This is a genomic window from Nocardia testacea NBRC 100365 (genome assembly GCF_000308775.1).
Classification (GTDB): Bacteria; Actinomycetota; Actinomycetes; order Mycobacteriales; family Mycobacteriaceae; genus Nocardia; species Nocardia testacea.
Window position 1 is genome coordinate 1 of the sequence record NZ_BAGJ01000177.1, and the last position, 13,309, is coordinate 13,309.

The 13,309-nt window shown below is 71.2% G+C and carries 12 protein-coding genes; 7 read left to right on the forward strand and 5 right to left on the reverse strand.

Annotation, left to right across the window (positions count from 1 at the left end; all coding sequences use genetic code 11):
- Nucleotides 1–1,146, reverse strand: a 1,146-nt coding sequence (egtA, locus tag ON38_RS24795) for an ergothioneine biosynthesis glutamate--cysteine ligase EgtA (protein ID WP_051165141.1), incomplete at its 3' end; no start/stop codon positions are given.
- 213 nt (nt 1,147–1,359) lie between these two features.
- Here egtA and ON38_RS24800 point away from each other — a divergent pair.
- Entirely contained in the window at nt 1,360–2,532 is a 1,173-nt protein-coding gene (locus ON38_RS24800) for an aminotransferase class V-fold PLP-dependent enzyme (RefSeq protein WP_039827399.1), read from the forward strand.
- Nucleotides 2,533–2,593: 61 nt separating this feature from the next.
- Here the strand turns inward: ON38_RS24800 and ON38_RS24805 are convergent, their stop codons facing one another.
- A complete protein-coding gene (locus ON38_RS24805) occupies nt 2,594–3,397 on the reverse strand; it encodes a hypothetical protein (protein ID WP_039827400.1) in 804 nt (267 codons plus the stop codon).
- A gap of 110 nt (nt 3,398–3,507) precedes the next feature.
- Entirely contained in the window at nt 3,508–4,047 is a 540-nt protein-coding gene (locus ON38_RS24810) for a lipoprotein LpqH (RefSeq protein WP_039827401.1), read from the reverse strand.
- Between the two features lie 149 nt (nt 4,048–4,196).
- Here ON38_RS24810 and ON38_RS24815 point away from each other — a divergent pair, with 149 nt between their 5' ends.
- Genes ON38_RS24815 through ON38_RS24830 form a run of 4 tightly spaced genes read left to right on the forward strand, consistent with a single transcriptional unit; the run spans nt 4,197 to nt 9,483 of the window.
- Complete coding sequence (locus tag ON38_RS24815) at nt 4,197–5,552, forward strand: hypothetical protein (protein ID WP_039827402.1); 1,356 nt, start codon at nt 4,197–4,199, stop codon at nt 5,550–5,552.
- Nucleotides 5,552–6,685 carry a hypothetical protein gene (locus tag ON38_RS24820; protein WP_039827403.1) on the forward strand — a complete coding sequence of 378 codons (1,134 nt, stop codon included), beginning with the start codon at nt 5,552–5,554 and terminating at the stop codon, nt 6,683–6,685. Before ON38_RS24815 ends, ON38_RS24820 begins: the two co-directional genes overlap by 1 nt.
- 1 nt (nt 6,686) lies before the next feature.
- Nucleotides 6,687–8,198 (forward strand): tetratricopeptide repeat protein, encoded by a 1,512-nt coding sequence (locus tag ON38_RS24825; protein ID WP_039827404.1) that lies wholly within the window; start codon nt 6,687–6,689, stop codon nt 8,196–8,198.
- A 58-nt stretch (nt 8,199–8,256) separates the two neighbouring features.
- Nucleotides 8,257–9,483 (forward strand): CHAT domain-containing protein, encoded by a 1,227-nt coding sequence (locus ON38_RS24830; RefSeq protein ID WP_051165144.1) that lies wholly within the window; start codon nt 8,257–8,259, stop codon nt 9,481–9,483.
- Nucleotides 9,484–9,876: 393 nt separating this feature from the next.
- On the opposite strand, the gene ON38_RS24835 is transcribed toward ON38_RS24830, so the two are convergent.
- Complete coding sequence (locus ON38_RS24835; RefSeq protein ID WP_039827409.1) at nt 9,877–10,785, reverse strand: NADP-dependent oxidoreductase; 909 nt, start codon at nt 10,783–10,785, stop codon at nt 9,877–9,879.
- Between the two features lie 115 nt (nt 10,786–10,900).
- Between ON38_RS24835 and ON38_RS24840 the strand changes: the two genes are divergently transcribed.
- A complete protein-coding gene (locus tag ON38_RS24840) occupies nt 10,901–11,374 on the forward strand; it encodes a winged helix-turn-helix transcriptional regulator (protein ID WP_039827406.1) in 474 nt (157 codons plus the stop codon).
- Here the strand turns inward: ON38_RS24840 and ON38_RS24845 are convergent.
- Nucleotides 11,371–12,030 (reverse strand): TetR/AcrR family transcriptional regulator, encoded by a 660-nt coding sequence (locus ON38_RS24845; RefSeq protein WP_085995483.1) that lies wholly within the window; start codon nt 12,028–12,030, stop codon nt 11,371–11,373. The two genes, ON38_RS24840 and ON38_RS24845, sit on opposite strands and share 4 nt — an antisense overlap.
- 67 nt (nt 12,031–12,097) lie before the next feature.
- Between ON38_RS24845 and ON38_RS24850 the strand changes: the two genes are divergently transcribed.
- The coding region (locus ON38_RS24850) for an MFS transporter (RefSeq protein WP_051165143.1) at nt 12,098–13,309 on the forward strand (1,212 nt) is incomplete at its 3' end.

Below are 13,309 nucleotides of genomic sequence, written 5' to 3' on the forward strand. Positions count from 1 at the left end.
TGGCGCCCGCCGCGGTCCTCGCGTCCACGACCGCGGCCGGGTGGACAGCAGGGCGTCGACGACGGTGATCGGGACCGTCCAGCCGTCGCCGGGCTGGGCGTCGAGATAGCGGACCTCGAAGTATCCGGCGGGGCGCACCGGCGGGAACAGGGTGGTCAGGTGATATTCGAGGTCGTCGATATCGGGGCGGCGGCCGATCACCTCGTCCAAAGCGCCGGACAGCCAGTCGGCGAAGGTCACGTCCGGTGGCGCCGCCCAGGCGATCCGCCCGGCGGGCTCGGGCCGGCGGACGCACAGCAGCGGGGCGTCCAGCGCCCAGCGGGCGTAGCCGGTGACCGGATCGGGCCAGTCGGCGACCGGTGGGCAGGCACGCGCCGGGTCCAGGTGCAGCCAGGTGCGCATCCGCTGGGAGGCCCACTGCCCGGTGGGTGCCCCGCGCAGCACCGGCGAACACGCGAAGGCGGCGATCAGGGCGGGACCGACGGCGTGCAGGGCGGCCCAGCGGGCGGTGAGGTCGGTATGGTCGGCGCCGATATCCACACTGACCTGGGCGGCCGCCGTATTGCTCATCATCAGCCGCCCGTAGGGGCCGATACGGGTGAAGTAGTGCTCCATCGCCCGGTAGCGCGGTAGGCCCAGCTGACATCGGGGGGTGCGGGCCGGATCGGCGGCGGCGGCCACCATCCGGACGGACCGGGCGGCCAGGAGTTCACGCAGCCGCTGTTCGTCGGCGCGGAGCCGGGCACACAGGTCTGCGGCGTCGGCGACGGCGATGCTGGAGAGTTCGATCTGCCCGCCGGGTTCGACGGTGACCCGGCTGCCGCCGGGGAGTGGGCGGGCGGGGGAATCGGGCGCGATGGCGCGGGGTGCGTAGGGGCCCAGGGCCTGCGCCAGCAGTTCGGTCGTGGGCCGGGGCCCGGTCAGCAGATGGCGGGTATCGTCCGGGGCCGGCCGTCGTGCGCCGCGACGTGCCGTACGACCGGTACGGCAGACGGTGAACCATTCGAGTTCGGCGCCGATGAGCCCGGGCGGGCCCACTTTGAAACAGACGCCCCCGATATACGCTTCGGCCGCCGCGCGGCTGGACAGGGCCGGGTGCGCTGGTAGGTCGCTGGTCGATTCCGGATGTTCGAGCGTGACCGCCATACCAACCTCCGTGCGGCTTCTCGCCGGTTCGTATCTCGTGTTCGGCCGGGTGTTGCCCGAGCGGGTGTTCGATTGCCGGTTCGTCTTCGATCGACGGCGGGGCACCGGCCGGGCCGGAGGGCCGGTCGGGCCTCGCGTGGAATCCAGAGTAGCGACGGGGACGGACACGTTTGCGCCGCGAACAGGTCACGGATTCGGCATAGGCTCGTGGGCATGGTCGATGAGCAGCGAGTACGCGACGATACGCCCGGTGTGGGGGCCGGCGCCGTTTTCCTGGACAGCGCGGGGTCCTCGTTACCGCCGCGGGTGGTCACCGAGACGGTGATCGGCCATCTACGGCGCGAGGCCGAGATCGGCGGATACCGGGCCGCAGGCGAACGCCTCGCCGAGCTGGCCGGTGTCAAGGACGCGATAGCGACCCTGCTGAACACCACCCCCGACACCATCGCTCTCAGCGACAGCGCCACCCGCGGCTGGACGGACTTCTTCTACGCCGTCCCGCTACATCCCGGCGACCGGATCCTGCTCTCCGGAGCCGACTACGCCAGCAATGCCATCGCCGCCCTGCAGCGGGCGCACGCCACCGGCGCCCGGGTGGAGCGGATCCCCGATGACGACATGGGCCGGATCGACCTCGACGCCCTCGCCGCGATGATGGACGAACGGGTACGGCTGGTCTCGCTGTTGCATGTGCCCACCAACGGCGGGCTGGTGAACCCGGTGGTCGCCGCGGCCCGGATCGCCCGTGAGGCGGGCGCGTTGGTCCTGCTCGACGCCTGTCAGTCCGCCGGCCAGTTGCCGCTGGACGTCACCGAGCTGGGCGTCGACGCGCTGTCGGCCACCGGACGCAAATGGTTGCGCGGACCCCGGGGCACCGGGTTCCTCTACCTGCGGCGCGAGTTGGCGGCCACGATGGAACCGGGCCGGCTCGATCTGCACAGTGCCCGGTGGACCGCTCCCCAGGAGTACCGGATGGCTCCGGACGCGTCGCGGTTCGAGTTCTGGGAGCATGATGTCGCGGCCCGGCTCGGGCTCGGTGCGGCGGTGCGTTACCTGCTGGAGCTCGGTCCGGAGGAGGTGTACTCGGCGATCGCCGAACGCGCCGAGTACCTGCGGGGCGCGCTCGGCGACCTGGCCGGGGTGACGGTCCGCGATCTGGGGGTGGAGCACAGCGGCATCGTCTCGTTCACGGTGGAGGGTACGGCGCCGGTGGAGGTCCGCGATCGCCTGCTGGGCAAGGACATCACGGTGACGGTCAGCCATCGCGGTTCCACGTTGCTCGATATGTCGGCCCGCGGTCTGGATTCGGTGGTGCGCGCGTCGCCGCACTGTTTCGTCAGCCGCGACGAACTGGACCGGTTCGTGGCCGCGGTCGCCGCACTCTGATCGGTGCGCGCACGCCGGTGCGCCCGTTCCCAAAGGGGAGCGGGCGCACCGGGTCGGTGATTCACGCGTTGACCGGGATCGACAGCACGACCTCCTTCTCGTTCTCGGGCAGGTAGTGCGCCGTGACGATCCGACCCACCTGCACGTTCCCGATCGCGGTCGGCGGCAGGAACTTCTCGGAGCAGGTGCTGAAGGTGCTGCCGTCGGGCCGGGTGACCACCAGCCCCACCGCGACTTTCGAGTATCCGTCGCGGATCTCGCCCGGGACGGTGAGCGACTGGACCACCGCCTGCGCCGCGATACCGCGCGCGGCGATATCGACCTTCGCTCGGGTGGTGAACCCCTTGCGGATCAAGGAGTCGTTCATCACCCGCTGCGCCGCGGCGCTGTCACCGGACCGGTCCAGTTCGACGATGCCGGGCCGGTCCGGCCGGTAGCGGACGGGCAGCACCACACCGGGTGCCAGTAGCGCGAGTTCGGTGAGGGGGACCACCGTTTTCGCCGTGGCGTCGAATCGTTCGCCCTGCGCGCCCTCGACGCCGAACTCGATCCGGAGCTGTGGCTGGTCGTTCAAGGTGACGCCGGTGTGGGTGAACGATCGCACGGTCCCCAGACCCAGTGGCGCGTCGCGGAACTCGCCGGTGTTGCGGCCGGTGAGCGCGGTGACGATACCCGCGCCGGTGAATGCGAAGGCCATGACGACCAGGGTGGACGCGATGATCGGCAGGGCGAGGAACCCGTTGAGCCAGGCCGTCCAGGCCGGTTCGAAGACACCGGTGGGTTCGTAGGTCAGGCCGTGCCAGAGGTAGAAGGTGATCGCGAGGGCCGCGACGGTGAGGGCGGCGGTACGCAGGGTGCGGATCATGGTTGTCTCCTGAGGGTTGTGGTCCGGATACCTGGCCACCTCGTCGCCCCGGACGGTCCGGCCACGGGGCAGGGCCGGAGGGGCAACGGGGAGCCGGATATCCGGGCCGGTCAGCCGCCGACGACGGTCGAGCAGGCGAAGGTGATCTCGAAGGCCGCGGTGGCGGGCCCGGCCAGCGGGTTCGCCATATCGGGGGCGCTGACGCCCTCGCCGGTCACGGTGAAGGTGTCACCGTCCTTGGTCACCTGGGCGGAGCCGCCGGGCTGTCCGTTGCCGTAGCCGACCGCGTAGGGCATCCCGGAGGAACCGCCCTGGCTGCCGGCGATGGCCACCGCCTGTACGGTCTTGTCGTCGACGATGCTGGCGCTCACGCTCAGCTGCCCGTACTGGGCATTGTTGTTGTCGGTGAGTGCCAGTGCCAGGGTGTTGCCCTGCTTCGCGCAGGTGGTCTCGAAATCGCCCGCCAGCGCTTTCCCGTCGACCAGCGCGGCCGATTCGCCGCCGGCGGTATCGCCCGCGGGGGCCGGGGCGGATGAGCCCGGGCCCGCCGGTGCGGCGGTGGTGCTCGCGTCGTCGCCGCAGGCGGACAGCAGCAGGGTGGCGGAGGCGGCGAGGGCGACGGCGCCGAGGCGGAAGATGGTGGTGCTCATGGTGGGTCCTGTTCTCTCGGTGTTCCGGCCCGGTGTGCGTGGCCGTTACGAGTAAAGTAGGAATCGCTGCGCGCCTACCGATCCCAACTTTCGGCGCCGCCGCAGCGGCGAAACTCCGATAACCTGGGCGCATGCGACGACCGCGGGCCATGGTGCTCGATGAGGTGTGGCGCGGTCTCGAGGGTGTCGATGCGCTGAGCGGCCCCCAGGGCGGCCCGCTGCGCCGGACCGTGAAACTGATACTCGACCCATTGGTCATCCGGCCGGTGCAGTATCCGAGTTGCGGGGGCGCGGTGCTCACCGCCGACGGCGCGACGCTGCTCGCCGCCCGCGTCTACGCGCACGCCGACGCGTTGCGCGCGACGGCGGCCTGGTTCACGCTGCTCAAACAGGTGCGCCGCCGATTGCGGATCACCGAGGGCACCGCGCAGGATCTGTATTTCCAGCGCTGTTTCGAGCTGGCCGCCACCCGGGGCCATCCCGATCCCCGCCGGGACGGGGTGCGTGCCGAGGCGGTGCTGCGCGAGGTCCACGGTTTCGCGGCCGGGCGCACCACCCAGGCGCTGAAGGACCATCTGACCGATCCCGCCCGGGCCGCCCTGCTCGACGACCTGCTCACCACGGCGTGGAGCCGCCGGCCGCCGCCGCCAGCGGTACCGGTCGAGCACACCGCGCCGCTGCGGCACCTGCTGGACTGCGCGGTCGCCTCCCGCACCGACACCGATACCCGCGCCGGCCGGCGCCTGCTCGCCCGGTTGGCCGCCGCGAACGCGGGGACCCATACCGGGATCGAGTTGTGGCTCGCGCGAACCCGCCCGGGGGCAGCCGATCTCGCACGGTACCGAGCACACGAACTCGGCCTGACCGCACACCCCGTACCGCGTCGCCCGGAGGTGGGGAATTCGGCGTCCACCGCCACGCTGGGATACCCGTTCGATCGCAGCATCCACGAACGGGTTTTCACCGTGCTGCAGGTGTCCACCGAACGCGCCGAGTTGCCGCCGATCCCGGACCTGGTCACCACGGAGATCGCCCGCAGCTGCGCGCCATGGGCGCTGCTCGGTGAATCGCTGCGCGTCACCGCGGCCGCCGGGGTCGAACTGGCGCTCGGTCTGGCGCCGATCGCGCCGCCGGACCCCCGCGGCGCGCGGGAGGAGACCGGCGGGTCGGCCGCGCACCGGCTCGTGAACGGTCGCTGGCAGCGCGAAGCCTATGTGCTGCAGGCGCGGCGGCTGGCGGTCCATCCGGTGCCCGGGGACGGCAATCCACTCGCCGTCATCGCCGCCGAACTGCGCGCCCCCTGGCGCCCGTACCTGCGGCGGCTGTGGGTGCGGTTGCACGGCCGCGATGTCCGGGAACTGCCGGTCACCGAGCCCGACGAGCTGTGGGATCTACTCGACGGGGTGGCGCGTTCGGTGGTACTCGATCACCGCACCCGCGTCCGGAAAGCCCTCAGCGCGCAGGCGGTGCGGGAACCGGATACGGCCGAACCGAGGGCGGTCTGATGGCCGACAGTGTGCGTATCCGCCGAATCGGGCCGGGGCTGTGGAGTATCGCGCCGGCCGGTGCGCCGGCCCCGGTCGATGCCGATCCCGGTATCGACACCGCCGTGCTGGAGGTCGGCGGCGGTCACCTGAGCTGGAGTGTGCCGGCGGGCCCGCGGGTTCCGGCGGCGACCCTGCACGATCTGGATACCGCACAGGAATGGTTGTGGGCGCTCTACGGCGCCGAGGTCGCGGTGGCGGCCGACGAGTACACCGAGCCCGTCACCCTGCCTGCCCGTCCGGAGCGGCCCGAGCTGGCGGCCGCGGTGCGCAGGCTCGGTTACGCGCACTGGGCGGCACGCTGGTGGCCTGCCTCGACGGTGGACGGTATCCCAGCGCTCGACGCGGCCGAACTCGAACGCGAGATCGCGGAACTGAGCGAATTCTGCGAGAGCGTCGTCGACGGTGCCGATGCCGTCGACCCGGCCGAAGCCGAGACGGGTGCCGAGGCGGCGGACCGACTCGGTGCCTCGGCACCGGGGCGCGCCACCGACTACGCGCTGGCCGCCGGTGGACAGCGCGGGACACCGGCGGCGCTGGTCCTCGAACGGGGGACCGCGGGCTGGGATTGGCGCTACTGTCCGCCCGGTGTGCTCGACGCCTCCGAACGCGCGGTCTCCTGGGAACTCGTGCGCACCGCGGGTGTCAACTCGCTGCGGATCCGGGTCGTCGCCGCGCCGGGTACGCACGGGGAACCGCCCGCCCATCTGCGACCGTACGCGCTGGTCCGGACCCCGGCGGGTGATCAGGTCGCCGCGCTGGTATCCGCCGGGGACAACTGGGCAGCCGCGGTCGCCGCGACGGCCGGCACGGTCTCGGGGGTGGAGGTCTATGTGCCGGGGGTGGGCCCGGCGGCGCCGGCGGGGGCCGGTTCGCCCGAGTCCCGCGACCCGGGGCCCGGACCGCGCGACCCCGTGGATCCTGCGACGAGGGCGCGGCAGCGGGAGCGGATCAGGGAACTCGCGCACGCCCGGCTGCGGCGGGCGGGGTCCGGCCCCGGCTCGGGCCCGGCGCCCGACGGCGGGCAACCGCTCGCCGACATCGCACCCCTGCGGGCCGAGATCACGGCCGCCGAAACGGATTCGGATTTCTGAGATGAGCGCAGCGGAACCGCCCGGCCTGGAGCTGCTGTACGCGGGGGCGGCCGCCTACCAGCGTGGCGATATCGCCGAGGCGCTGCGGATATTCGAGCACGCGGTGGAGACCACCACCGACGGGGTCCGCACCAGTGCGCTGATCAATGCCGCGAGCATGTACGACGAGCTCGGGGATCACCAGGGCGCCGTGGCCAGATATCGCACGGCGCTGGAACGGATTCCGGCCGACGCGCGGGAGAAGCGCGCCTCCGCCCTGATCAACTATTCGCAGGCCCTCCAGCATCTCGGCATGCTCGACGAAGCCCGAACCGTACTGGAACAGGCGCGGGACCTGCTCGCCGACACCCCGGATCTGGGCGTGTTGCGGGTGTCGTGCCTGCTCTCGCTCAGCGCGGTCGCCACCCATCGCAGCGAATGGAACCGGGTCATCGACACCGCCACCGAATCCCTCGATGCCGCATTGCGGTACGCGCCGCACCTCACCGGCCATCCGCTGATGAATCTGGCCGGGGCGTACTTCGAAACCGGTCGCCGGGAGCTCGGCGTGGACTTCGCGCAGCAGGCGCTGGCCGCGTTCACCGCGGCGGGGGACCGCAACGCCGTCGCCGACACCCAGCAGAATCTGGCCCAGCTCTTCAGCAGACTCGGCCGGCTCGACGAGGCGGAGGAACTGGTGGTGGCCAGTCAGGCCTACTACGAGCAGGCCGGGCTCGGGTATCGGGCGGGGGTCGGGTGGAAGCTGCGCGGGTTCCTCGCCGAATGCCGCGGGGAGGTCGACCGGGCCGGTGAATGGTATCGGCGCGGTCTCGACTGCTTCCAGAACTCCGGGGCGGTGCTCGATGCCGCCGCCGTGCAGTGCCGGCTCGCCACGGTGGCGTATGCGCGCGGGTTGGTCGGGGAAGGGCAGCGGTTGCTCGACGCCGCGTTCACCGTCTACGCCGAACGTGGTCTCGGCCTGGAGTGCGCGCAACTCGACTACTGGCACGCGGTGCTGGTGCAGATGGTCGTCGACGATATGGATGCCCCGCCGGCCGAACTACTGGCGCTGGGCCGTGCCCTCGCGGTGCCCGCCGCGATCGCCATCGACGCGGTGCGCTACACGCTGCCGGGTGGCAGTCAGCGTGATCGATGGAACCGGGAGATCGCCGACCCGGCCGTCCGGCTGGCCTTCCGGTTCGCCTACCTCTGCGGGGACGGTCAGCTGCTCATCGATCTGATCGAAACGCAGTGCGCGGGTACGACACTGGACGCGACTCCGGGGCAACGAGCGGAACGACCGCAGTTCCCGCTGGACGGCCCCGTGCCGCCGGCCGGCGCCGAACCCGGATCCGGTCCGCTGCATCTGGGCGCCGCGCTGGCCCGGGTCGCGGCGGCGGCCGGTCTACCGGTGACGCCACCGGCCCGGCTGGCCGTGGGGCCCGAGGCGCGGATCGCCCTCGGGGACTACATCGCGGCCGCCGAACAGCGTTACGGGCAGCGCGTCCGGGAGGACCGGGTGATTCCGGTATGAGCGGTGTCCGGAGTACGGGGGAATCGTGCTGAACGATCAGCCCACCGTGGTGGTGCGGATGGCCGATGCCGGCGATGTGTACACGTCGTGGCGGTGGATCGGATACGACGCCGCGCCCGGTGTCACAGCGCTGCCCGGCGCCGATATCGACGCGGTGGTCCGGGAGCTGGCGGCCACGCTCCCTGATCCGGCCGTGCCCGGCGATCCGGAACGCGTCCTGACCACCGCCGCCTTCGCCGCGCCCGATACCGAATATCTGCTGGCCCGCGACCTGTCCCGCGCCCTGCTGCCTTATGACCTGGCCGGACAGCTGCATACGCTGTACCGGCAGGGCATCCGGCCGCTCGTCCGGCTGCAGCCCTCACCCCGGGTCGCCCAGGTGCCGTGGGAGATCCTGGCCCCGGCGCCGGACCTTCGGTTGATCGATATCGCCGATATCGGGCTGCTCGCTCCCGCCGGTGTGGTGCACGGGCCCATGCGTATCGCCCGCTCCTGGAACGAAACCCGGGATCTGCCGGTGGTCGCCGTACTCGATCCGCGGATACCCGGCTTCCGCGCCGATTCCGAACTCGGTTCGGTGCTGGGCCGGATGATCCATCCGACACCACTGACCCGGCGCATAGCCGGCCATATCGCCTCCGGCCGCATCCGCCCGGAGGTTCCCACGCCCGCCGAGATCTTCCGCCGGACCGATCTCGACCGCGGTTGGCTCTCCCGCGCCCTGCGCGCCGGAGCCGCCCGTCTGCTCTATGTCGGTCACGTCACCGCGGCGCCGCCGGAATCCGGCCAGAGCGAGAACACCGAACTGCATCTGGCCTGCACCGCCGATACCGCCGGCTTCGCCGAACCGCAGCGCGCGCACCGGCCGCTCTCGGCCAAGGATCTGCTGCTCGGCACCCATACGCTGGCCGCCGATCCCGTATCGGGCCAGGAATTGTGGCCGCTGCCGAGCCGGGTCGCGCTCATCGCCTGTGAGAGCGGCGGCGATCTGCGATTCACCGAGGCGCTGGGCCTCGTCGCGGCCATGATCACCGGGGGAGCCGAACTGGTCACCGCCACCCGCTGGCCGCTACCCACCGACCTCGCCTTCCAACGCTGGGGCGCGGCGGCGGACGCCACACCCCTGCAGGAGGTCGTATGCGCGATCGATACGGCCCACGAAGCGCCCGATCCGGTGGCGGAACTGGCGCGATGGCAACGCGACCGGTTGCGCGCCTGGCGCGCGACCGGCGCTGTCGAGGATTCTCCGGTGCTGTGGTCGGCCTTCGCCACCTTCACGACCTGACGGCCCGCGCGCCCGTCCCGGATCGTGTCGCAATCGAGTAATCGCCGAACCGCCACGCTGTCCGGAGAAGTACACCTTCGCCGTATTCCGCCACTACACGAGCGGTTTCACCGCCGCGCCCGACGAACGCCTCACCAGAATGTGGATTATTGGGGCCGTTCACATTGCGCCGCAGGAGGTTTTGTTCGGGTATACGATCGCATCGGGTATGGATTCCGCCTTTTCCAGAGGCGATCGAATTCGTCCCGACGCAGGGTCCGATGTGCTGTGGCGGCCGTGATCGGACCACCGGTGGCGCGGCTGCCCGGCCGTGCCACCGGTGTCCCCGATGGGTCCGGGGGCCTCCTGCGCCGCCGCCCCTTCCGTCACCGGCCGAGTCCGGATCGAGACGTATCAGGGTTTCAGTACATATTTCCCGCGCACCCCGCCGCGGGCGAGGTCCCGATGGGCGTCGGCGGCCCGGTCGAGGGGCAGGACCGCGTGCACCCGGGCCGGGAGACGGCCGCTCGCGGTATCGGCGAGGAAACCGGCCAGGCGTTCGCCGTCGGCCTGTACCGCGACGGCACGAACGGTGATACCGCGTTCGGCCGGTGGTTCGGCGCCCGGCCGCACGCCGACGAACAGGCCGCCGTCGCGGACCAGCGGCAGCGCCGCCTCCTGAAGTGCGGCGGCATCGGCCACCGCGTCCCAGCCGGGTGTGGCCGCGGTGGTGAAGCCGGCGCCGAGATCGCGTACGAACTCCTCGTCGGTGGCGCGGGCCGATCCGGTGACCCGCCACCCGCGCTCCTGCGCGAACCGGATCACGTAACTGCCGACCGCGCCCGCGGCACCCGTGACCAGCAGGTCACGACCGTCGCCGGAACCGAGCAGATCCACCAGCTGGGCCGCGGTGAGACTGTTGAGCGGGACGGTCGCCGCGGTGGTCAGGTCGAGTTCGTCGGGAACGCGGGCGACAGCGCTCGCCGCGACGATCAGCTGTTCGGCATAGGTGCCGAAATCGCGGTCGAATCCGTCGATCAGACCCGCGACGCGGGTGCCGACCGGTAGTTCGACACCGGGCCCGGTCGCGACGACGGTTCCGGCGAAATCCGTGCCGATCCCGGTGTACGCCGACCGGGTGATCAGGCCGAGGTCGTGGAAAACACCCGCGGTCAGCGCGAGGTCGACCGGGTTGACGGTGGCGCCCGCTATCGCGACCCGCACCTGTCCCGGGCCGGGCTCGGTGACCGGTACGTCGATGATCTCGATGGAATCGGGGCCGGCCGGCGTGCGGACGATCGCGCTACGGAAAGTACTGGACACGGTGGCCTCCTGTGGTGTTTTCTGCGCCATGCCTCCACAATGGTGTGGTAACTCTCTATCGGGAAGTAGGCACTCGAAAGTGCCTATCCCACCGCCGGGTAGGAAGGAGCGGCCGATGGCCACGACGACGGCGGCCCAGCAGCGCGCGCTGCGCAAAATGGACTACGACGCGTTCTTCGCGGGATGTCCCAGCCGGCAGCTACTGGAACGGATTTCCGGAAAATGGGTGGCGCTGGTGCTGTCCGCCCTGGGCAGCGGCGGGCCGCATCCCGGCGCGGAATGCGACGGCGAGCCCGGGCCGTTGCGCTACTCCGAACTCGCCCGCCGGTTGGCCGGGGTCAGCCAGAAGATGCTCACCCAGACGCTGCGCACCCTGGAACGTGACGGTCTGGTCACCCGTACGGTCACGCCGACCGTACCGGTCACCGTCACCTACGAACTGACCGAACTCGGGCTCTCCCTGCACGAGATCATGCGCGGTATCAAGAGGTGGGCGGAGGCCCATATGGATGAGGTGCAGGCCAATCGCGACGAGTTCGATCGCGGCTCGACCGCGCGGGAAACCGTAGGGATGAGCGCTCCGGCCTAGTCCGGCCCCGGACCGGCCAGGCCGGTGATCAAAGCTCGGAGCCCGAGGAGATAGGTGTCCTCGGCCGTGATCTCGACCCAGCGTGGACCGAGTTCGGCGAGGTGCGGCAGGGTCTGCGGGTCCAGATCGGTGAAAACCTGTTCGCGGAAGGTGGGGCGGCCGTCGGCCGCTCGCTGGGCGGAGCGGGTGCGAATGATGATCTCGCCCGCCGTGTAGTGCCAGATGACCCGATAGGCACGGACCGCTTCGTCCGGGGTGAGCCCGCAGGCGACGGCGCCGTCGATGATCGCCTCGGGAAACCACAGCGCGGAGACGCCGAGCAGATCGTCGGCGGCGAGGATTTCGACCACCCAGGCGCGGGCGGCGAGCACATCGTGCACGGCTCGCGCGGCCGTGATCATGCGCTCGCGTGGATCATCCGGTAGCGGGGGCCACTCCACACGGTCGGCGTAGTCCTCGAGCAGCAGGCGCAGCAGTTCGTCCTTGTCGCGCACATGGTGGTAGAGGGCCATGGGGGTGCAGCCGAGTTCGGTGGCCACCCGGCGCATGGTGAGCGCGGCCGAGCCGCCGGCGGCGACCACCGCGTCGGCGGCGGCCACGATCTCGGCCCGGGAGATCTTGGGCGGTCTGCCGGTGCGCGGCGCGGACTCGGTCATATGCCCATCTTGACGCATCCCGCTTCATGATCTGGACACGGCAGCGCCGTGCGGTTACTTTTTATACATGTATAAAAAGTGGGCCGTGCGGCCCTCCTTCGCCCTCGCGGCCGTGGCGACGGCCCAATTCATGGTCGCGCTCGATATGGCGGTAATGAATGTCGCGCTGCCGTCCATCCGCACCGACCTCGGTTTCGCACCGCTGGATCTGGCCTGGGTGGTGCACATCTACGCACTGACCTTCGGTGGGTTTCTGCTGCTCGGTGGCGCGGCGGGCGATCTGTTCGGCCGGCGGCGGCTGTTCACCGCCGGGCTCGTGGTCTTCGGACTCGCCTCACTGGCCGGTGGTCTGGCCCAGCAGCCGTGGCAACTCGTAACCGCCCGCGCTGTACAGGGTTGCGCGGCCGCCGCACTGGCCCCGGCCGCGCTGGCAATTCTCACCACCACTTTCGCCGAAGGTGCGGCACGGATCCGGGCGCTCGGCGTCTGGAGCGCGGTGAACGCCGCCGGCGGGGCCGGCGGTGTACTTGTCGGTGGGCTGCTGACCGAATACGCCGACTGGCGCTGGGTGCTACTGGTCAATCTGCCGCTGGTCGTCGGCGCGGTGGCCGCGGCGTCGGCCGGAATCGACCGCGATACCGGGCGCACCGCCGACACCCGGCTCGATCTGCTCGGGGCGGTACTGGCCACCGCCGGAATCGGTCTGGTGGTGACCGGGGTGATCCGGACCGACCGGTACGGCTGGTCGGCGCCGGTCACCGTGGCGACCCTGGCGGCCGGCGTGGCACTGGTTGCCGCCTTCCTCGTGGTCGAGCAGCGCACTACCGCGCCGCTGGTGCGGCTCGGCTTGTTCGGCAATCGCTGGGTCCGCGGTGCGAACCTCTTCGTATTCCTCGCCGCCGGTGGCCAATTCGCGGCGTTCTACCTGGTCTCGCTGTACATGCAGCAGGTGCTGGAGATGGGCGCGGGCGCGACCGGGGCGGCCTTCCTGCCCTTCTCGGCGATGAGTGTGGCCGGCACCGTCATCGCGACGAAGGCCGGGGTGGGAAGGACGCCCAGGGCGGCCTTGATCGCCGGCGGGCTGATCACCGCGGCGGGGCTGCTCTGGTTCGCCGCGATCAGTCCCGGCGGCAGCTTTCTCGCGGATGTCCTGGGACCGTCGATCGTGGCCGGCCTGGGTATCGGGCTGTGCCTGGCACCGGCCGCGGTGGCGGCCGCGACGGGAGTGGACGCCCGGGAGGCCGGTGCGGCGTCGGGTGTGTTCAACAGTTCCCGCCAG

Coding starts and splice junctions, on each gene's coding strand:
- ON38_RS24800 (WP_039827399.1), top strand. CDS start 1,360: ATGGTCGATGAGCAGCGAGTACGCGACGATACGCCCGGTGTGGGGGCC.
- ON38_RS24805 (WP_039827400.1), bottom strand. CDS start 3,397: ATGATCCGCACCCTGCGTACCGCCGCCCTCACCGTCGCGGCCCTCGCG.
- ON38_RS24810 (WP_039827401.1), bottom strand. CDS start 4,047: ATGAGCACCACCATCTTCCGCCTCGGCGCCGTCGCCCTCGCCGCCTCC.
- ON38_RS24815 (WP_039827402.1), top strand. CDS start 4,197: ATGGTGCTCGATGAGGTGTGGCGCGGTCTCGAGGGTGTCGATGCGCTG.
- ON38_RS24820 (WP_039827403.1), top strand. CDS start 5,552: ATGGCCGACAGTGTGCGTATCCGCCGAATCGGGCCGGGGCTGTGGAGT.
- ON38_RS24825 (WP_039827404.1), top strand. CDS start 6,687: ATGAGCGCAGCGGAACCGCCCGGCCTGGAGCTGCTGTACGCGGGGGCG.
- ON38_RS24830 (WP_051165144.1), top strand. CDS start 8,257: ATGGCCGATGCCGGCGATGTGTACACGTCGTGGCGGTGGATCGGATAC.
- ON38_RS24840 (WP_039827406.1), top strand. CDS start 10,901: ATGGCCACGACGACGGCGGCCCAGCAGCGCGCGCTGCGCAAAATGGAC.
- ON38_RS24845 (WP_085995483.1), bottom strand. CDS start 12,030: ATGACCGAGTCCGCGCCGCGCACCGGCAGACCGCCCAAGATCTCCCGG.